The sequence below is a fragment of the Streptomyces sp. NPDC058052 genome (genome assembly GCF_042885515.1).
Taxonomy (GTDB): domain Bacteria; phylum Actinomycetota; class Actinomycetes; order Streptomycetales; family Streptomycetaceae; genus Streptomyces.
Map to the genome: position 1 here is coordinate 23,488 of NZ_JBHVRX010000038.1, position 17,987 is coordinate 41,474.

Consider the following 17,987-nt stretch of genomic DNA (forward strand, 5'->3'; position numbering starts at 1 on the left):
TTTCAGGCGCCGACGGGGTCCACCGGATCGAACGGCCAGGCGGGCGCGTCGGGGTGACGCGCCGTCTGCTCCGCGTACCAGAGGATCTGCTCCGTGTGCAGGGCCGGCCGCGAGAGCCGCGCGACGGCCGGGTACGAGGCGGCGACGGCCTCCGCCACCCCCAGCGCCGCCCGCGCGTCCGAGGCCGGGTCGCCGGGGCGCTCGTGCGGGACGCCGTACCACTCGGCCACGACGGGCAGCGGACGCCCGCCGGGACGGTAGCGGTCGGCGTGCCGGTCGAGCACCAGCGGGTCGCAGACCGGGGCGACGACGCCGTCCGGGAGACGGGCGGCGAGCGGGGCCAGGCCGTGGCGGAGGAGCTCCGCGTGCAGGGTCGCCAGGACGTGCGGGGCGTACCAGACGACGAGGAGTTCGTGGCTCGCGAGGTGTCCGGCGAGGAGCGCGGCCAGCTCTTCCAGGGCCTGGGCGGGTGGGGCGGGCGCGGGGTGCGGGGCGACACCGGATCCCGTGTGCGTCCCCGGGACGTCGGATCCGCGATCCAGTACCCAGTCCCGCCCCGCCCCGTCGCTCCCCCGCACGGCCGCCGCCGTGATCCGGTCCCTCGCCGGGTCGTTCCCGGTGGACGCGATGTCCAGGGAGAGCAGGTGCCGCCGGTGCCAGCCCGGATGGTCGCCGGCCGGTGGCGGGCCCGGGGCGGGAGCGTGCTCGCGGTGGTGGACGTCCCATCCCCGGGCCCCGTGCCGGAGCACTCCGGTGCCCGCCGGGACCGGACCGCCGCAGCGGGCGCAGACGGCGTCGTACGCGTTGGCGCGCTCCTCGGGGCTCACGCCGGGTCGGCGCCGTCCCGGTACGCCTCGAGGAGCCGGAGCCAGACCTCGCTGATCGTGGGGTACGAGGGGACGGCGTGCCACAGGCGGGAGACGGGCACCTCGGCGGTGACGGCGACGGTGGCGGCGTGCAGCAGTTCGCCGACGGCCGGGCCGACGAAGGTGGCGCCGAGGAGGACCTCGCGGTCGAGGTCCACGACGAGCCGGGCCCGGCCGCGGTAGCCGTGGGCGTAGAGCCCGGCCCCGGCGACCGAGCTCATCTCGACGTCGACCGCGCGGACCCGGTGTCCGGCGCGTTCGGCCTCGGCCAGGCTCAGGCCGACGGCGGCGGCCTCCGGGTCGCAGAAGACCACCTGGGGGACGGCCGCGTGGTCGGCGGTGGCCGCGTGCGGCCCCCAGGGCGCCGCGTCCCGGAGCGGGGTGCCGGCCGCGCGGGCGGCGATGGCGGCGCCCGCGATCCGCGCCTGGTACTTGCCCTGGTGGGTCAGGAGCGCCCGGTGGTTGACGTCCCCGACCGCGTAGAGCCAGTCGCTGCCGGTGACGCGGAGGCTGTCGTCGACGTCGAGCCACGCGCCGGGTTCCAGGCCGATGGTCTCCAGGCCGATGTCCTCGGTGCGCGGGGCGCGGCCGGTGGCGAAGAGGACCTCGTCGCCCTCGACGGTGTCGCCGCCCTCCAGGACCACGGTGACGGGGCCGCTGCCGCCGTCCCGGACGACCGCCTCGACCGGGGCGCCGGTGAGCACGTCGGCGCCGCGCGCCCGCAGGGCCTCGGCGACGCGCTCGCCGACGAAGGGCTCCATCCGCGGCAGCAGTCCGCCACCGCGGACCAGCAGGGTGACGTGGGAGCCGAGGGCGTGCCAGGCGGTGGCCATCTCGACGCCGACGACGCCTCCGCCGACGACGATCAGGCGGCCCGGCACCCGGTCGGCGCTGGTCGCCTCGCGGCTGGTCCACGGACGGGCGCCGGAGAGCCCGGGCAGCGGGGGCAGGACGGCGCGACTGCCGGTGCAGACGGCCACCGCGTGCCGGGCGGTGAGGACGTGGCGTTCGCCCTCGGGGCCGTCGACGACCACCGTGCGGGGCCCGCGCACGCGCCCGTGCCCCCGGTACACGCGTACATCGATCGAGTCGAGCCAGTCGACCTGCCCGTCGTCCTTCCAGTGCCCGACGGTCTCGTCCCGGTGGGCGAAGACGTCCAGGGCGTCCAGCGGACCGTAGACCGCCTCGCGCAGTCCGGGGACCTTGCGCGCGTCCGAGCGGGCCAGGACGGGGCGGAGCAGGGCCTTGCTGGGCATGCAGGCCCAGTAGGAGCATTCGCCGCCGAGCAGCTCGGCCTCGACGATCGCGGCGGTCAGACCGGCCGCCCGCACCCGGTCGACGACGTTCTCGCCGACCGGCCCCGCCCCCAGGACCACCACGTCGTACTCGTGCTCGTTCTCCACCGTTCGCGTCATGGGGAACAGTCTGGTGGGTGGGGGCCGGAATAGCGCGGCTCGATAGGCCGTTGTGCGGGGCGAGTCCCCAGGGGACCGTGAGGACACCACCGGAGACGGAAAGGCGGAGGCATGAGCACCATCGAGCTCACCAAGGACAACTTCGACGAGGTCGTGAGCGGGAACGAGTTCGTCCTGATCGACTTCTGGGCTTCCTGGTGCGGACCCTGCCGTCAGTTCGCCCCGGTCTACGAGGCGGCTTCCGAGCGCCACCAGGACCTGGTCTTCGCCAAGGTCGACACCGAGGCGCAGCAGGAGCTGGCCGCCGCCTTCGAGATCCGTTCGATCCCGACGCTGATGATCGTCCGGGACAACGTGGCGGTGTTCGCGCAGCCGGGCGCGCTGCCGGAGGCCGCGCTGGAGGACGTCATCGGCCAGGCGCGGAACCTGGACATGGACGAGGTCCGCAAGGCCGTCGCGGCGCAGCAGCAGGCCGGGTGACCCGGACGTCCCGCGCACGGTGAGAGCCCCCGCTCCGGCGGGGGCTCCGCCGTGTCCGTACGTCGTCCCGCGCGACCGCCGCGGTCAGCGCTCCAGGACCAGGGCCAGGCCCTGTCCGACGCCGATGCAGAGGGCCGCGAGGCCCGTGCCGGAGCCGGCGGCGGCAAGCTGGTGGGCGACGGAGCCGGCGAGGCGGGCCCCGGAGGCGCCGAGCGGGTGGCCGAGGGCGATGGCGCCGCCGCGCGGGTTGACGATCGCGGGGTCGAGTTCCGGCCACTCGGCGAGGCAGCCGAGGGCCTGGGCGGCGAACGCCTCGTTGAGCTCGAAGGTGGTCAGGTCGGCGAAGGAGCGGTCGGCCTTGCCGAGGGCGCGGCGGACGGCGGCGACCGGGCCGAGGCCGAAGAGCTGCGGCTCGATGCCGGTGACGGCGGAGGCGCGGATCCGGGCGAGGGGTTCGCGGCCGGTCTCGCGGAGCCCGTCCTCGTCGACGAGGAGGAGCGCGGCGGCGCCGTCGTTGAGCGGGGAGGCGTTGCCGGCGGTGACGGTACCGCCGTCGGGCCGGAAGGCCGGCTTGAGGCGGCCGAGCGCCTCCAGCGAGGTGGTGTCGCGGACGCACTCGTCGCGGACGAGCTCCGCGCCCGGGTAGGGCACGACCTCGCCGTCGTACAGGCCCTTGGCCCACGCCTCGGACGCCTTGCGGTGGCTGTCGAGGGCGAAGGCGTCCTGGCGGTCGCGGCCGATGGCGTGCTTGTCGGCGACGAGTTCGGCGCCCTCGCCGAGGGCGACGGTCCACTCGGCGGGCATGCGCGGGTTGGTCATGCGCCAGCCGAGGGTGGTCGAGTGGAGCTGCTGGTGGCCGGCGGGGAAGGCGCGCTCGGGCTTCTGCAGGACCCAGGGGGCGCGGGACATGGACTCGACGCCGCCGGCGATCGCCACGGACGCGTCGCCGAGGGCGATCGCGCGGGCGGCCTGGATCACGGCCTCCAGACCGGAGCCGCAGAGCCGGTTGACGGTGACGCCGGGGACGGTGACGGGCAGGCCGGCGAGCAGGACGGCCATCCGGGCCACGTCGCGGTTGTCCTCGCCGGCGCCGTTGGCGTCGCCGAAGTAGACGTCGTCGACGAGGGCGGGGTCGAGGTCGGGGGTGCGGCCGACGAGGGACGCGACGACATGGGCGGCGAGGTCGTCCGGCCGTACGGAGGCGAGGCCGCCGCCGAACTTCCCGATCGGGGTGCGGACGGCGTCGACGATGTACACGTCGCGGATGCTCATCGGATCTCTCCCGGATGACCGGCGGAACGACTCTGTTCGCCTGGTGAAAGAAGTTTCGCGCTGCTGCGCGCGCAGAGTCTGGGCCCGCCGGTCCGCCCTGTCAACGGGCCCCTGTCGCGGGGCTCAGCTCTCGGGGGCGTCCCGGACCAGCGCGACCAGGCCGTAGTCGAGCTCCCGTCCGTCCACGAGCAGGGCCTCCACCGTGCGCGTGGCGGGGTCGACGTCGGCGACGATGCCGTGCCCCTCGTAGATGGGATACCCGGACTCTCCGTGCCGTCCGGTCCGCTCCACGACGGCCGACCGGACCGCGCTGTCGGCGACGGCGGCGCCGCCCCGGTCCTCGACGTGCGCGGGCACCAGCAGGATCTCGTAACGCTTCGGATGAGTGCTCATGCCCCGACGCTAAGCGCTCCCTCCGCCTCCCGCCGGGCGGCCCGCCGGACCCGGCGGGCGGGCCGGGCCACGGGGGCGCGGGCCGAGGGCGGGCCGGGGGGCGGGCTGGGACGGGGGGCGGGCCGGGACGGGGCGCGGGCCGGTCAGCTGGACTCGCGCCGGATCACGCGCGAGTCCAGGAGGGAGCGGGTGCTCGCGCCGGGGGCGGTGCCGTTCACGGCGGCGTCGACCATCTCGGCCAGCTCGCGGCCGGGGATCAGGTCGATGCGGACGGTGCTCAGACGGGGGCGGAGCAGGCGGCCGAGGAGGAGGTCGTCGGCGCCGACGACGGCGGTCTCCCCGGGCACGGCCGTGCCGGCGTCCTGGAGGGCGCGCATCAGGAGCATGGCGTACTCGTCGTTGTAGGCGAAGACGGCGTCGAGCGCGAGGCGGGGCCAGCGCGCGGCCAGCTCCTCGGCGGACTCCTCGGTGTACGCGAGGGACAGGGGGACGACGGTGGCGCCGGCGGCCTCGGCGGCGCGGCGGGCGCCCTCCAGGCGCGGTCCGGAGAACATCCCGAGGCCGGGCTCCTCGGGCACCACCACGCCGATCCGCCGCCGGCCGGTCGCGATCAGGTGCTCGACGGCGGCCTCGCCGACCCGGGGCTGGTCCAGGACGAGGGAGTGGGTGTCGTCGGAGGGCCGGGTCCCGACGGTGATCACGGCCTTGACGCCGGAGCGCCTGAGGATCTCCACGGCGGCGGGCGTCACCTCCACCTCGCCGGTGGAGACGACGGCGGCGGGCCGCAGTTCGGCCCACGCGCGGGCCGCGTCCTCGGGGGCGAGGCCGACGCTCCCGTACTGGACGACGGTGTAGTCGAGGCGGCGCAGGGCCCACTGGAGGTCGTTGTAGAACCGGCTGTAGAGCGGCCCGACCGGCACGTGGGCGGTGGGCAGGAGCACCGTCCTGCTGTGGCCGGCGCGCAGGGTGCGGGCGGCCGCGTGGGGGACGTAGCCCAGCTCGCGGGCCGCCTCGCGGACCCGCTCGCGGGTCGGCTCGCTGATGCGGACGGCGGAGGTGTTGTTCAGGACGTAGCTGACGGTGGCCCGGGAGACGCCCGCGAGGCGCGCCACGTCGGCGCTGGTCGGCACGGCACGGGCGGGGGTGCGGCCCGGGGTGCCGTCGGCAGGCTGTTCGATCGACTGACTCATCGCTTCGGCATCTTTCCAGAACAATCCGGCGCCAGGTCTGGCGGATGGCCGGAAGTGGGTGCTACACAATGCTGACACGCGTCACTGACACGTGTCACTACCCCGAAATCATTCGCTTTCCGCCCCCTCATCGGGCGTTCTCCCCTGGAGGGCAACGTGGCCCTTTCCTCCCCCGGGACCGGAGCCGGTACGGGCTCCGATTCCGCCGCCGGCCCCGGCTCCCCCGTCTCTCCCGCCTCTCCCGCCCCTCCCCGGCCCACCCGCGGACTGCTGCCGCTGCTGCTGCTCGGCAACAGCGCGATGTACGCGCTCTACGTCGGCGTGGCGGGCATGCTGCTCGCCCTCCAGATCGAGGCGATCGACCCGGCCGGGAAGGTGGCCAACTTCGGGCTCGTCGCCGGCGTATCGGCGATCTTCGCGACCGTCTTCAACCCGGTCGCGGGGGCGCTCTCCGACCGCACCGGGCGCCGCAACCCGTGGATCCTGGGCGGCGGCCTGCTCGCGGTGCCGGTGATGCTGCTGCTCGGCAGCGTGCACACGATCCTGCTGGTGACCATCGCCTGGTGTCTGGGCCAGGCGGTGATGAACGTCTACCAGGCGGCGATCACCTCCGTGGTGCCCGACCGGGTCCCGCCGGCCTCGCGCGGCAAGGCGTCGGCTGCGGTCGGCCTCGGGCTGCCGATCGGCTCCACGATCGGCGCCCTGGTCGGCGCGGCCTGCTCCGAGGACTACCGGACGGGATACCTGGTCCTCGGCGCGATCATCGCGGTGACCTCGGTCGTCTTCACCTCGCTCGCCCGCGAGGAACGGCTGCCGGCCCGGGCGCCACTGCCGGTCAGGGCGCAGATCGCCGCCTTCGGCAGCGCGCTCAAGGACCACGACTTCCGCTGGGCGTTCATCGGCCGGGCGCTGCTCGTCCTCGGCTACTTCGCGGTCTCCGGCTTCCAGCTCTACATCCTCAAGGACCACACCGACCTGCCGGCCGGGCTCTCCGCGGAGGAGGCCGTCGCCCTCCTCATGCCGGTCAACTCCGTGGCCATGGTGGTCTCCACGGTCCTCGGCGGCTGGCTGTCCGACCGCTTCGACCGCCGCAAGCTGTTCGTCGGCGCCTCGGCCGCGCTGGCCGCCGCCGCCCTGCTCGTCCCGGCGGTCTCCAGCAGCTGGACGGCGATGCTCGTCTTCTCGATCGTCAACGGACTCGGATTCGGCTGCTACATGGCGGTCGACACCGCCCTCGTGACGATGGTGCTGCCGAGGGCGGAGGACGCGGCCCGCGACATGGGCGTCCTGAACATCGCCAACGCCGGACCGCAGATCGTGGCGCCGTTCGTCGCCTCCGCGGTGGTCTCGATCGGCGGCGGCTACACGCCCCTGTTCCTCGTCGCCGCCGTCCTCTCCGTCCTGGGCGCCGTCGCGGTCCGGCCGATCCGCTCGGTCCGCTGATCACGAGGGCGCGCGACCCGCGCCGGACGCAGTGATTCTGACGTACCGTTCGGACATGGACGCGTCGATGGACAGCTCGATGGTGGGACTGCTCGGCCGGGTGACCGGGACCATCGGACCGGGGCTCGTCGGCGAGGTGATCCTACGGATCCGCGGCGGGGCCGAGCACTTCCTCGCCTACGCCGCCTCCCCGAAGCAGCGGATCGAGGTCGGCACGCTCGTCACCGTGATGGAACACCTGCCTCCGCGCACCGTCTATGTCACAGCCGTGTACGACGTCTGACACGACGTCCGGCACGACCGTTGAGCGGCGCCCGTCCCGGGCGCACACTCCCTTCACCGGGTCCGCACGGCTCCGGTGAAGGGGGATCTTGCCCATGGGCATCGGCATTCTGGCGGGCGCCGTCGTCGGCTCGCTCGTCGTCCTGATCGTCCTGTTCAAGATGATGTGGCGCGTCGCGGAACCCAACGAGGCGCTCATCATCTCCGGTTCCAACCACAAGAACGAGGGCCTCGGCGAGGGCATGGGGTTCCGCATCGTGACCGGACGCGGCACCCTCGTGGTGCCCGGCGTGCAGGCGGTGCGGAAGCTCTCGCTGGACCTCAACGAGACGCAGCTGTCGGTCGAGTGCGTCACCCACCAGGGCATCCCGCTCAAGGTCCGGGGCGTGGTGATCTTCAAGGTGGGCGACGACTTCGTGTCGATCGCCAACGCGGCCCGCCGCTTCCTCGACCAGCAGAAGCTGATGAGCGAGCGGGTCCACATCGTGTTCGCGGGTCATCTCCGCGCCATCGTCGGCGGGTTGACCGTCGAGGACATGATCCGTGACCGGGAGAAGCTGACCGGGCAGGCCCGTTCGGCCTGTGGCACGGAGATGGAGAAGCTCGGTCTGATCGTCGACTCGCTCCAGATCCACGAGATCGAGGACCCGACCGGCTACATCAAGAACCTGGCCGCTCCGCACGCGGCCGCGGTCCAGCGCGACGCCCGGATCGCGCAGGCGGAGGCCAACCGGCGGGCGACCGAGGCCGAGCAGCAGGCGGCGGCCCGGATGTCGGAGGCGACCCGCGACAGCGAGATCCTCCAGGCCGGCTACCAGGCCGAGCGGGACCAGGCCAGCGCCCGGGCCCGGCAGGCCGGTCCGCTCGCCGAGGCGGCCTCCCGCCAGGAGGTCGTCGTCCAGGAGACCCGGGTCGCGGAGCTGGAGGGCCACCGCAAGGAGCAGCAGCTCCAGGCGGAGGTCCGCAAGCCGGCCGACGCGATGGCGTACGAGACCCGGACGCTGGCCGAGGCCGAGCGCGACGCCCGGATCTCGGCGGCCCAGGCCAAGGCCCGGGAGACCGAGCTGGCGAGCGCGGCGACGGCGACGGCGACCCGGGTCACCGGTGAGGCCGAGGCCGCGGCGGCGCACGCCAAGGGTCTCGCGGTGGCCGAGGCCACCCGGGCCAAGGGTCTGGCCGAGGCGGAGGCGATCAAGGCGCGGGCGGCGGCCCTCGCGGAGAACCAGGAGGCCGTGGTCGCGCAGCAGCTGGCGGAGAGGTGGCCGGAGATCGTGGAGGCCGGCGCGTCCGCCTTCGGCAACGTGGACCAGATGGTCCTCCTGAACGGCGCCGACGGCATGGCGGAGATGTTCGCCAAGGCCCTGACCATGGGAGGGACGGGGCTCGGCCTCGCCCGTCAGCTCCTGTCCACGATGGGCCCGAACGGCACCGACCGGCCGGCCGTCACCGTACCGGCGGCGCGGGGCGGCGAGGAGGAGGTGACGACGGTGGAGATCACCGTCGGCGACGACGAGTGACCCGACCGCCCGCGAGGCACGCGGACCGGGGCCCGGCGCCGTGACGGCGCCGGGCCCCGGTCCGTCTCCCGTGCCCCGCGTCCCCGTGCCCTCGCCCCCGTGGCCCGGTCGTGGCCGCTCAGTTGTGGCCGAACTTCCGTTCCTTGCGGTGGGACGCCGTCTCGATGACGGACCGCGGCGACTCGCTGACGGCAGCGGTCCCGCTCTTCTCCTTGGCCGACACCGCCTCGCGGTGCTCGTGGCCGCCGGTGCGGGCGCCCTTGTTCACCCGGGTCTGCTTCTTGCCCACGATGATGCCTCCCGTGCCGGAATCCATGTCCCTTCAGGCTCGCACGGGAGTACGAAGCACGCATTACGGGAGGGATCAGGCGCCCTGGCGGGCCACGGGATCCAGGACCCGGCGGAAGGCGGCGAGGGTCGGGGTCCCGGAGGACCGGTCCAGAACGGCGAAGACGACCTCGTCGAAGTGGCCGGAGAACCGGCCGCCGCCACTCAGCAGCGCCTTGAAGGCGCCGGCCACCTCGGCCGGGTCGTTCTGGAAGACGCCGCAGCCCCAGGCGCCGAGGACGATCCGGCGGTACCCCTCGGCGGCCGCGGTCTCCAGGACCCGCTCGGCACGGGAGGCCAGGACGGCCGGCAGGCGGTGGGCCTGGCCGGGGTCCCGGCGGCGGACGACGCCGGCGTTGGGTGCCGGCGAGGTCAGGAAGCCGACGGTGAAGGGGGCGGTGAGCAGGGCGCCCCGGTCGTCGCGGAAGACCGGGACCCGGGGCGAGTGGATCACCCGGTCGGTGTAGAGGGTGTCGCGCTCGCCCCGGTGGTGCTCGTAGTAGGCGGGGGCGCGGAGCAGGGTGGCGTGCAGGGCCGAGGAGCGGCACAGGGCCTCCTCCTGTGCCTGCGCGCCGTTGAGGTAGCCGCCGCCGGGGTTGCGGGCGGAGGCGAAGTTCAGGACGGCGACCGGAGCGCCGGGGTCGGCGCCGGTCATCCGGCGGGCCGCGGCGAGGCTGCTCTCGCCGGTCACCTCGATCCGGCCGGCGCGGCCGGTGCCGGGGGTGACGGGAACGGGCTCGGGCCCGTACAGACGGGTTCCGGCCAAGGCGGCCTCGAGGTCCTCGCGGAGGGAGACGGTTCGCCCGTCGGGGGCGGTGTAGGAGCCCGAGGCGACGATCGCCTCGGTCTGCCGCGCGATCTCGCGCAGTCGTGCACTCATACCCGCAGGATGATCGTTTCGGCGTGTCCGGGACAAACGGTTTTTCCTTCCCCGCCGCCGGTCCGGGCCCGAGCGGTGGTTTACGGACGTCCGGGGGCACGGGGGGCGCGCGTGGGGGCGATGAGGCGCTCTTGCACGCCGCCCGGCGGTGCCTTTAGGTGGAAGACAGCGGCTTCCCGAACGGTTCCGCGACCAGCACCTGGAGGTGCACGGATGACGCCCAGCGGCACCCCGCACGGCGGCCCGCCCCTCACCGAGGAGTCGGCGGAGGACCTGTTGCGCTGTATCTGTTTCAAGACCGGCCCGCCCCGGACCGTGGGGGCGGAGCTGGAATGGCTCGTCCACGATCTGCGCGACCCGCGCGAGCCGGTGCGTCCGCCCCGGCTGGCGGCCGCGCTCGACGCCGTACGGTCCCTGCCGCTGGTGTCGGCGCTCACCTTCGAGCCCGGAGGGCAGCTGGAGCTCAGCTCGCGCCCGGCCGGTTCCCTCATGGAATGCCTGGACTCGCTCGCCTCCGACCTGGCGGCGGTGCGGTCGGCGCTCGGTCCGCTCGGCCTGACGCTGAGCGGGTACGGGGTCGATCCCTGGCACGCGCCGCGCGAGCGGGTGCTGCGCGAACCGCGGTACGACGCGATGGAGACCGCGCTCGCCCGGACGGGTCCGGCGGGCCGGGCCATGATGTGCGAGTCTGCCTCGGTGCAGGTCTGCGTGGACGCCGGCTTCGAGGAGGCGGGTCCGCTCGGCTATCGGCGCCGCTGGGAGCTGGCGCACCTGTTCGGCGCGGTGCTGGTGGCGGTCTTCGCCAACTCGCCGCAGCACGGCGGGCGTCGCACCGGCTGGCGCTCCACCCGGCAGTCGCTGTGGGCGGACCTCGATCCGCGGCGGACACTGGCGCCGCCGGCGGACGGGGACCCGCGCGCCGAGTGGACCGCGCACGTCCTGGACACGCCGGTGCTCTGCGTGCGCGCGGAGGACGGGCCGTGGCTGGTGCCGGAGGGGCTGACCTTCCGGGAGTGGCTGCGGACGGGACTGCCCCGGCCGGCCGACGCCGACGACCTGCGGTACCACATGACGACGCTCTTCCCGCCGGTGCGGCCGCGCGGCCACCTGGAGCTGCGGATGATCGACGCGCAGCCGGGCGCGGACGGCTGGATGGTGCCGGTGGCGGTGACGACCGCGGTCTTCGAGGACGCGGAGGCGGCCGAGGCGGTGTACCGGGCGGTACGGCCGCTGGCCGGGCTCGCCGGAGACGAGCCGGCGCCCCGCAACCCGCTGTGGCTGCGGGCGGCCCGCGACGGACTCGCCGATCCGGCCCTGCACCAGGCGGCCCGCGACGTCTTCGCGGCGGCCGGGCCCGCGCTGCGGCGGATCGGCGCGAGCGAGCGGGTGCGGCGGGCCGTGGGCGCCTTCCGGGAACGGTACGTGGATCCCGGGGTCTGCCCGGCCGACGAGCTCCAGGTGATGACGTCATGACCGGAACGACCGAGGGCGGATCGACCGTGACCGGGACGACGGCGGACGCGGAGGCGCTGCGGACCCGCGCCCTGGAGGCGCTGACCGCGGCCCGGGCCCGCACCGCGCTCCTCACGGACTGTGTGGAGGACGGTGAACTCACGGCCCAGCACTCGCCGTTGATGTCACCGCTGGTCTGGGACCTGGCGCACATCGGGAACCAGGAGGAGCAGTGGCTGTGGCGGGAGGTCGCGGGCCGGGAGGCGCTGCGGCCCGAGATCGACCCGCTGTACGACGCCTTCGCGCACCCGCGCTCCGAGCGCCCCTCGCTGCCGCTGCTGTCGCCCGGGGAGGCCCGGGCGTACGCCGCCGAGGTACGGACCCGGGTGCTGGACGTGCTGGCCGGGGCGCGGATGGACGGGCGTCCGCTGCTGGACGCGGGTTTCGCCTTCGGGATGATCGCGCAGCACGAACAGCAGCACGACGAGACCATGCTGATCACGCATCAGCTGCGGAAGGGGCCGGCCGCGCTGTCCGCTCCCCCGCCGCCGTTCCACCCCTCCGGCCCGCTCCCGGACGACGTCCTGGTGCCCGGAGGACCGTTCACGATGGGCACCTCGGACGAACCGTGGGCGCTCGACAACGAACGCCCCGCGCACACCCGTACCGTGGCCGCCTTCCACATCGACACGGCTCCGGTCACCAACGGCTCCTATCTGGCGTTCATGGCGGACGGCGGCTACACCGACCGGCGGTGGTGGCATCCGGACGGCTGGGCGCAGATCCGCGAACACGGCATCGTGGCACCGCTGTTCTGGCGGCAGGAGGCCGGCCGGTGGCTGCGCCGCCGGTTCGGGGTGACCGAGCCGGTGCCGGAGGACGAGCCCGTGGTGCACGTGAGCTGGTACGAGGCCGACGCCTACGCGCGCTGGGCGGGCCGCCGCCTGCCGACGGAGGCCGAGTGGGAGAAGGCGGCGCGGCACGACCCGGTGACCGGCCGCTCGCGCCGCTATCCGTGGGGCGACGCCGATCCGGGCCCCGACCACGCCAACCTGGGCCAGCGGCACCTGCGGCCGGCCCGGGCGGGGAGCTACCCGGCGGGCGCCTCGCCGCTCGGGGTGCGGCAGCTGATCGGTGACGTGTGGGAGTGGACGGCGAGCGACTTCCTGCCCTACCCGGGCTTCCGGCCCTTCCCGTACAAGGAGTACTCGGAGGTCTTCTTCGGCCCCGAGCACAAGGTGCTCCGCGGCGGTTCCTTCGCGGTGGACGCGGTCGCCTGCCGGGGCACCTTCCGCAACTGGGACTATCCGGTGCGGCGGCAGATCTTCGCCGGCTTCCGCACCGCCCGCTCCGCGGAGCTCGACTGATGTGCCGTCATGTCGCCTATCTCGGCGACCCGGTGGCGCTCGGCGAACTGCTCGTCCGGCCGCCGCACGCGCTGCTGCGCCAGGCGTGGGCCCCGCGCACGCAGAGCAGCGGGGTGGTGAACGCGGACGGATTCGGTGTCGGCTGGTACGCGGACGGGGACCCGGTCCCGGCCCGGTACCGGCGCACCGGCCCGATCTGGGGCGACCTCTCCTTCGCCGACCTGGCCCGGGTGGTACGGAGCCGGGCGCTGCTCGGCGCGGTGCGGGGGGCGACGCTTCCGGGCGCGGACGGGGAGGCGGCGGCCGCGCCGTTCGGCTCGGGGCCGTGGCTCTTCAGCCACAACGGCGCCGTGCCGGGGTGGCCGGGGTCGCTGACGCCGCTGGCCGCGGCCCTGCCGGCGGCCGAGCTCCTCGACCTGGAGGCGCGGACCGACTCCGCGCTGCTGTGGGCCCTGGTGCTGCACCGGCTGCGGGCGGGCCGGAGTCCGGGGGACGCGCTCGCCGGGACGGTCCTGGCGGCGGCCGAGGCCGCTCCGGAGGCGCGGCTCAATCTGCTGCTCACCGACGGCGACCAGGTCGCGGCGACGGCGTGGGGGAACAGTCTCTGGTGCCTTCCGGGTCCCGGCCGGGTGGTCGTGGCCTCCGAACCGTACGACGACGATCCGCACTGGCGGGAGGTGCCCGAGCACACGCTCGTCACCGCCTCGCGGGCGGACGTCGTCCTCACCCCGCTCAAGGAGTCGTCCGCGTGAGCACCTTCCAGCTGACCCGCACCCTCGCCCCGGACGCGGCCGCCGCCGATCTGCGCGCCGACGTGCTGCGCGGGCTGACCAGCTCGCCGAAGGAGCTGCCGCCGAAGTGGTTCTACGACGCGCGCGGCAGCGAGCTGTTCGACGAGATCACCCGGCTGCCCGAGTACTACCCGACGCGGGCGGAGCGGGAGATCCTGATCGCGCGGGCCCCGGAGATCGCGGCGGCGACGGGGGCCAGGACCCTCGTGGAGCTGGGGTCGGGGTCGTCGGAGAAGACCCGGTTCCTCATCGACGCGCTGCTGCCCGGGCTGGCCGCGTACGTCCCGGTGGACGTGAGCGAGTCGGCGCTGACGGGGGCGGCGGAGGCGCTGCTCGCCGACCGGCCGCAGCTGCGGGTGCACGCGCTGATCGCCGACTTCACCCGGGGGATCGCCCTCCCGAAGACGCCGGGACCGCGCCTCGTCGCCTTCCTGGGCGGGACGATCGGCAATCTGCTCCCCGAGGAGCGGCGGTCCTTCCTGCGCTCGGTGCGGGCGATGACGGCGCCCGGTGACGGCTTCCTGCTCGGCACGGACCTGGTGAAGGACGAGGCGACCCTGGTGGCCGCGTACGACGACGCGGCCGGGGTGACGGCGGAGTTCAACAAGAACGTGCTGGCCGTGATCGACCGGGAGCTGGGGGCGGACGCGGATCCGGCCGACTTCGACCACGTGGCCCGGTGGGACCGGGAGCGGGAGTGGATCGAGATGCGGCTGCGGGCCCGGCACGCGCTGACCGTGAAGATCCCCGACCTCGATCTGGTGGTGCCGTTCGAGGCGGGCGAGGAGCTGCGGACCGAGGTGTCGGCGAAGTTCCGTCAGGAGGGGGTGCGGGCGGAGCTGGCCGAGGCCGGGTTCGAGCTGGCGCGATGGTGGACGGACGACGGAGGCCGGTTCGCGCTGTCGCTGGCGACGGCCCGGTAGGAGGCCGGGACGCCGGATTCCCGGACGCCCGGGGCCGGGACGGGCTGCCGGGGGACGGCGGGGAGCGGGGCGGCCGCCGGCAGGGCGGGACCGCCCGAAGTGGAGGGCGGTCGGGCCTGGACGGGCGGTGCGGCCGCGGGGTGGACGGCTCGCTGGGCCGCCGCGGCGAGGCTCCTGCGGTCGGGACACCGGATCACGGATATCGGTTCCAGTATCCGGATCTCGGCGGCCAGTCCCGGGGTCCGCACCACCCGCCAGAGCGACGCGCCGAGCGGGTCCTCCCCCACGTACCCCGCCGCCCCGTGCGGCCGGTAGCCGATCCGTACCGGCTGGACATCGGATCCGGTGTCCAGCGCGGCCTGGAAGAGCGCCGGCCGGAACCACCCGCCGTGCCGTCCGCACCAGGTGGAGCCCTCCGGGAAGGCGGTCACCCGGCCGCCCGCCGCCAGGGCCGCCGCGACCTCGCGCACGGTGCCGGGCAGCCGGCGCAGGCCGTCGCGGTCGATGAAGAGGGTGCCGCCGAGGGCGGCGAGCGTGCCGAGCACCGGCCAGCCGCGCACCTCCCGCTTGGCGACCATGCGGCCGGGCAGGACGGCGGCGACCACGGGGATGTCCAGCCAGGAGACGTGGTTGGCGACCACGAGCGCGGCCCGGCCGGCGGGCGGCCGGGCCCCGGTGACGGCCAGCCGGACGCCGAAGGCGCGGACGACCGTCCGGGCCCAGAGCCGTACCAGGGCGAGCCTCCCGGCGGCGGGCAGCAGGCCCACCGCCGGGAGGAGGACCACCCCGAGGAGGACGGTCGCGAGCCCGGCCGCCAGGCGGGCGCAGGCCAGCGGAGCGGGCGCGGGCCGGAAGGCGGCGCGGGCGGTCCCGGGGGCCGGTGCGGGGTCCGGGTGGGCCGCGCAGCGGCGGCCCGGGGTGCACGGCGCCGTGGGGAGCCACGGCGAGGGGAGCGGGACCGCGCGGTTCACGACGCCGGGGCGAGCGAGAGGAAGTGGCGCAGGTAGCGCGGGTTGGTCCGGCGCAGCGAGAGCAGCACGTACAGGTCGGCGACGCCGAAGTCGGGGTCGTGGGCGGGGGCGCCGCAGACCCAGGCGCCGAGCCGGATGTAGCCGCGGAGCAGGGCGGGCAGTTCGGTGCGGCCCTCGGGGCGGGGGACGCCGTCGGAGTTCCACAGCTTGTGCGGGGTGACCCAGTACTCCTCCGGGGCGAGGTGCTTCGCCTTGACGGTGTCCCAGGTGGCGGCGGCCAGCGTGCCGCCGTCGGCGAGCGGGACGGAGCAGCAGCCGGCCAGCCACTCGTGGCCGGTGCGGGTCATGTAGCGGGCGAGTCCGGCCCAGATGAGGGCGATCACGGCGCCGTTGCGGTGGGCCGGGTGGACGCAGGAGCGGCCGACCTCGACGAGGTCGTGGCGGAGGGGGGCGAGGCGGGCGAGGTCGAACTCGGTCTCGGAGTAGAGGCGTCCGGCGACCGCGGCCCGCTCCGGCGGGAGGATCCGGTAGGTGCCGACGACCTCGCCGGTGGTCTCCTCGCGGACCAGGAGGTGGTCGCAGTAGGCGTCGAAGGCGTCGGTGTCGAGACCCGGTTCGGGTCCGTCGAGGCGGGCGCCCATCTCGCCGGCGAAGACCAGGTGGCGCAGGCGCTGGGCGGCGCGGACGTCGTCCTGGTCGCGGGCGAGCCCCACGACGTAGCGGGGTGCGGGCTGCGCTCCGCCGTCCGGGCCCGGCTGTGCGGGGAGCGCCACGACGGGCTGGATGCCGGCCGGCACGGGGACGGCCGGGACGGTGGTGTCGGCGAGCGCGGGCGAGGGTGCGGGCATGGCGGTCTCCTCCGGCGTACGGAAGGTGAAGGTCGGTGCCGGTCCGCGAGCGGTGCGGCCCGGCCCCTCGTTTCTTCCGCCGCCGACTGGATTCGACATGACCGGCCGGGGGATCGCGGGTGTGGGAAGGCTGAATGCTCCGCGGCGCCCCCTTCCCGGGGGCGCCGCGGCAGGCTACTCGGCCAGGGTGTCGGAGATGGCCTCGGAGGCGGTGCGGGCCGCCTTCCTGGCGTTCTCGCCCTCCAGGACGGCGGTCATGAACGGCTTGATGGGGTTGTCGCCCTCGACGTCGGCCCACTGGGGGGAGTTCGGGGTGGCGCGGCCGTTGGCGGCACCCGCGGCCATGGCGGCGGTCGCCTCCTCGCCGGAGACGACGGAGGCGAGGCTCTTCTTGTTGGGCACGTAGCCCATGGACCGGGCGAGGTCCGTCTGCCACTTCTCGCCCGCCAGCGCCTTGACGACGTCGAGGGCGGCGCCGCGGTCGGGGGCGTTCTCCGGGATGATCAGGTCGGAGCCGCCGGTGAAGACCGCGCACGGGGTGCCGGCCTTCTTGCCCGGTATGGGGAAGTAGCCGAGCTTGTCCTTGAGGGCGGGGTTGGCCTTGAGGATGGCGGAGACGGCGCTGGGCACGGCGACGATCTGGGCGACGTCGCCCCGGGCGAAGACCTCGGCCTGCGGCGGGTTCTGCTCGTCGGCGTTCTTGGGGCCGGAGCCGAGCGCCTGGAGTTCCTTGTAGTAGTCCATGCCGCGCAGCGCCTCGGGGCTGTCGAGGGTGCCGGTCCACTGGCCGCCCTCGTCGACGGCGAGCTCGCCGCCCTCGTCCCAGATGAAGCCGGCGAGGGTGTACCAGTCCTGGCCGGCCAGGTAGATGCCCTGGGAGCCCTGGCGGTTGAGCTTCTCGGTGACGTCGAGCCATTCCGCGCGCGTGGCGGGCGGCTCGGCGACGCCGGCCTGGGCGAAGAGGTCCTTGTTGTAGATCACGATGCGGTTGGCGGCGTACCAGGGGATGCCGTACTGGGAGCCGCCGACGCTGCCGGGCTCGGCGAGACCGGGCAGCCAGTCCTCGCCGCCGAGGTCGCGGACGGACTCCAGGGTGAGGTCGTAGAGCCGGTCGGTGTCGGCGTACTGGGCGACCTGGGTGTTGCCGACCTCGATGAGGTCCGGTCCGCCGCCGCCCTTGATGGCCTCGGTGACCTTCTTGCCGATGCCGGTCCAGTCCTGGATGGTGACGTTGAGCTCGACGTCGTCGTGCTCGTCCTCGTACGCCGCGGTGAAGCGCTTCAGGAACTCCTCGCTGACGCTGTCCCGCATGAGCCATAGGTCGACCGTGCGGGTCTCGCCCCCGGTCCCGGGCAACAGCCCGCAGCCCGCGAGGGCGAGCGCGGTGGCGGCAGCCAGCGGACATGCGAGCAAGCGGTTCTTCACGGAGGTCACCTTCGGTTCAGCACACGGCGGTGCGGCAGGGGGAGCTGACCCGACGTGGGGGGACCGAACGGGGTGTTCGCGCGGGTATGTGGCCTGGATTCTGGTCTGGACCAACCGAGTGGTCAAGTCCTTGACCATCTCGTTC

At 74.7% G+C, this 17,987-nt stretch carries 18 protein-coding genes; 8 read left to right on the plus strand and 10 right to left on the minus strand.

Annotated elements, in window-relative coordinates; genetic code table 11:
* Positions 1 to 2: 2 nt before the first annotated feature.
* Together ACFVU3_RS34460 and ACFVU3_RS34465 are read right to left on the minus strand one after the other, a co-directional pair.
* The gene (locus ACFVU3_RS34460; RefSeq protein WP_390072592.1) at positions 3 to 827 is read right to left on the minus strand and encodes a 3'-5' exonuclease; all 825 of its coding nucleotides are present in this window, start codon (positions 825 to 827) and stop codon (positions 3 to 5) included.
* Positions 824 to 2,281 (minus strand): dihydrolipoyl dehydrogenase family protein, encoded by a 1,458-nt coding sequence (locus ACFVU3_RS34465; protein ID WP_390072594.1) that lies wholly within the window; start codon positions 2,279 to 2,281, stop codon positions 824 to 826. Before ACFVU3_RS34465 ends, ACFVU3_RS34460 begins: the two co-directional genes overlap by 4 nt.
* A 111-nt stretch (positions 2,282 to 2,392) precedes the next feature.
* Between ACFVU3_RS34465 and trxA the strand changes: the two genes are divergently transcribed.
* Complete coding sequence (gene trxA / locus ACFVU3_RS34470; RefSeq protein ID WP_390072596.1) at positions 2,393 to 2,761, plus strand: thioredoxin; 369 nt, start codon at positions 2,393 to 2,395, stop codon at positions 2,759 to 2,761.
* Positions 2,762 to 2,845: 84 nt separating this feature from the next.
* Here trxA and ACFVU3_RS34475 read toward each other — a convergent pair whose 3' ends face one another.
* From ACFVU3_RS34475 to ACFVU3_RS34485, 3 genes are all read right to left on the minus strand, one after another.
* Positions 2,846 to 4,033, minus strand: coding sequence for a thiolase family protein (locus ACFVU3_RS34475; RefSeq protein ID WP_390072598.1), 1,188 nt, complete (start codon positions 4,031 to 4,033; stop codon positions 2,846 to 2,848).
* Between the two features lie 123 nt (positions 4,034 to 4,156).
* Positions 4,157 to 4,426, minus strand: coding sequence for a hypothetical protein (locus tag ACFVU3_RS34480; RefSeq protein WP_390072599.1), 270 nt, complete (start codon positions 4,424 to 4,426; stop codon positions 4,157 to 4,159).
* A 143-nt stretch (positions 4,427 to 4,569) separates the two neighbouring features.
* A complete protein-coding gene (locus tag ACFVU3_RS34485; RefSeq protein ID WP_390072600.1) occupies positions 4,570 to 5,616 on the minus strand; it encodes a LacI family DNA-binding transcriptional regulator in 1,047 nt (348 codons plus the stop codon).
* Positions 5,617 to 5,772: 156 nt separating this feature from the next.
* Here ACFVU3_RS34485 and ACFVU3_RS34490 point away from each other — a divergent pair, with 156 nt between their 5' ends.
* The 3 genes from ACFVU3_RS34490 (at position 5,773) to ACFVU3_RS34500 (ending at position 8,858) form a co-directional block, all read left to right on the plus strand.
* The gene (locus ACFVU3_RS34490) at positions 5,773 to 7,059 is read left to right on the plus strand and encodes an MFS transporter (RefSeq protein WP_390072602.1); all 1,287 of its coding nucleotides are present in this window, start codon (positions 5,773 to 5,775) and stop codon (positions 7,057 to 7,059) included.
* Between the two features lie 79 nt (positions 7,060 to 7,138).
* Positions 7,139 to 7,342, plus strand: a complete 204-nt coding sequence (locus tag ACFVU3_RS34495; RefSeq protein WP_388879635.1) for a hypothetical protein — start codon at positions 7,139 to 7,141, stop codon at positions 7,340 to 7,342.
* Between the two features lie 94 nt (positions 7,343 to 7,436).
* Positions 7,437 to 8,858 (plus strand): flotillin family protein, encoded by a 1,422-nt coding sequence (locus tag ACFVU3_RS34500; RefSeq protein WP_390072604.1) that lies wholly within the window; start codon positions 7,437 to 7,439, stop codon positions 8,856 to 8,858.
* A gap of 118 nt (positions 8,859 to 8,976) precedes the next feature.
* Here the strand turns inward: ACFVU3_RS34500 and ACFVU3_RS34505 are convergent, their stop codons facing one another.
* On the minus strand, positions 8,977 to 9,174 hold the full coding sequence (locus ACFVU3_RS34505) for a hypothetical protein (protein WP_390072605.1): 198 nt from the start codon (positions 9,172 to 9,174) through the stop codon (positions 8,977 to 8,979).
* Between the two features lie 48 nt (positions 9,175 to 9,222).
* The gene (locus tag ACFVU3_RS34510) at positions 9,223 to 10,065 is read right to left on the minus strand and encodes a TIGR02452 family protein (protein WP_390072607.1); all 843 of its coding nucleotides are present in this window, start codon (positions 10,063 to 10,065) and stop codon (positions 9,223 to 9,225) included.
* Between the two features lie 213 nt (positions 10,066 to 10,278).
* Between ACFVU3_RS34510 and egtA the strand changes: the two genes are divergently transcribed.
* From egtA to egtD, 4 genes are read left to right on the plus strand one after another with little or no spacing between them, the layout of a single operon-like run.
* Positions 10,279 to 11,538 carry an ergothioneine biosynthesis glutamate--cysteine ligase EgtA gene (gene egtA / locus ACFVU3_RS34515; RefSeq protein WP_390072609.1) on the plus strand — a complete coding sequence of 420 codons (1,260 nt, stop codon included), beginning with the start codon at positions 10,279 to 10,281 and terminating at the stop codon, positions 11,536 to 11,538.
* Entirely contained in the window at positions 11,535 to 12,884 is a 1,350-nt protein-coding gene (egtB, locus tag ACFVU3_RS34520) for an ergothioneine biosynthesis protein EgtB (RefSeq protein ID WP_390072611.1), read from the plus strand. Before egtA ends, egtB begins: the two co-directional genes overlap by 4 nt.
* Complete coding sequence (gene egtC, locus ACFVU3_RS34525) at positions 12,884 to 13,636, plus strand: ergothioneine biosynthesis protein EgtC (RefSeq protein WP_390072613.1); 753 nt, start codon at positions 12,884 to 12,886, stop codon at positions 13,634 to 13,636. The genes egtB and egtC overlap by 1 nt, the downstream gene beginning before the upstream one ends.
* A complete protein-coding gene (gene egtD / locus ACFVU3_RS34530) occupies positions 13,633 to 14,598 on the plus strand; it encodes an L-histidine N(alpha)-methyltransferase (protein ID WP_390072614.1) in 966 nt (321 codons plus the stop codon). Before egtC ends, egtD begins: the two co-directional genes overlap by 4 nt.
* Here the strand turns inward: egtD and ACFVU3_RS34535 are convergent.
* The 3 genes from ACFVU3_RS34535 to ACFVU3_RS34545 all read right to left on the minus strand — a co-directional run bounded on the left by ACFVU3_RS34535 (position 14,493) and on the right by ACFVU3_RS34545 (position 17,842).
* Positions 14,493 to 15,569, minus strand: coding sequence for a lysophospholipid acyltransferase family protein (locus tag ACFVU3_RS34535; RefSeq protein WP_390072616.1), 1,077 nt, complete (start codon positions 15,567 to 15,569; stop codon positions 14,493 to 14,495). The two genes, egtD and ACFVU3_RS34535, sit on opposite strands and share 106 nt — an antisense overlap.
* Positions 15,566 to 16,417 carry a GNAT family N-acetyltransferase gene (locus ACFVU3_RS34540; RefSeq protein ID WP_390072618.1) on the minus strand — a complete coding sequence of 284 codons (852 nt, stop codon included), beginning with the start codon at positions 16,415 to 16,417 and terminating at the stop codon, positions 15,566 to 15,568. Before ACFVU3_RS34540 ends, ACFVU3_RS34535 begins: the two co-directional genes overlap by 4 nt.
* Before the next feature lie 174 nt (positions 16,418 to 16,591).
* Positions 16,592 to 17,842 carry an extracellular solute-binding protein gene (locus ACFVU3_RS34545; protein WP_390072620.1) on the minus strand — a complete coding sequence of 417 codons (1,251 nt, stop codon included), beginning with the start codon at positions 17,840 to 17,842 and terminating at the stop codon, positions 16,592 to 16,594.
* Positions 17,843 to 17,987 lie beyond the last annotated feature (145 nt).

What these genes read in the sequence shown, in the direction of transcription:
- ACFVU3_RS34465 (WP_390072594.1), bottom strand. Translation starts at nt 2,281, where the DNA reads ATGACGCGAACGGTGGAGAACGAGCACGAGTACGACGTGGTGGTCCTG.
- trxA (WP_390072596.1), top strand. Translation starts at nt 2,393, where the DNA reads ATGAGCACCATCGAGCTCACCAAGGACAACTTCGACGAGGTCGTGAGC.
- ACFVU3_RS34475 (WP_390072598.1), bottom strand. Translation starts at nt 4,033, where the DNA reads ATGAGCATCCGCGACGTGTACATCGTCGACGCCGTCCGCACCCCGATC.
- ACFVU3_RS34480 (WP_390072599.1), bottom strand. Translation starts at nt 4,426, where the DNA reads ATGAGCACTCATCCGAAGCGTTACGAGATCCTGCTGGTGCCCGCGCAC.
- ACFVU3_RS34485 (WP_390072600.1), bottom strand. Translation starts at nt 5,616, where the DNA reads ATGAGTCAGTCGATCGAACAGCCTGCCGACGGCACCCCGGGCCGCACC.
- ACFVU3_RS34495 (WP_388879635.1), top strand. Translation starts at nt 7,139, where the DNA reads ATGGTGGGACTGCTCGGCCGGGTGACCGGGACCATCGGACCGGGGCTC.
- ACFVU3_RS34500 (WP_390072604.1), top strand. Translation starts at nt 7,437, where the DNA reads ATGGGCATCGGCATTCTGGCGGGCGCCGTCGTCGGCTCGCTCGTCGTC.
- ACFVU3_RS34505 (WP_390072605.1), bottom strand. Translation starts at nt 9,174, where the DNA reads ATGGATTCCGGCACGGGAGGCATCATCGTGGGCAAGAAGCAGACCCGG.
- ACFVU3_RS34510 (WP_390072607.1), bottom strand. Translation starts at nt 10,065, where the DNA reads ATGAGTGCACGACTGCGCGAGATCGCGCGGCAGACCGAGGCGATCGTC.
- egtA (WP_390072609.1), top strand. Translation starts at nt 10,279, where the DNA reads ATGACGCCCAGCGGCACCCCGCACGGCGGCCCGCCCCTCACCGAGGAG.
- egtB (WP_390072611.1), top strand. Translation starts at nt 11,535, where the DNA reads ATGACCGGAACGACCGAGGGCGGATCGACCGTGACCGGGACGACGGCG.
- egtC (WP_390072613.1), top strand. Translation starts at nt 12,884, where the DNA reads ATGTGCCGTCATGTCGCCTATCTCGGCGACCCGGTGGCGCTCGGCGAA.
- ACFVU3_RS34540 (WP_390072618.1), bottom strand. Translation starts at nt 16,417, where the DNA reads ATGCCCGCACCCTCGCCCGCGCTCGCCGACACCACCGTCCCGGCCGTC.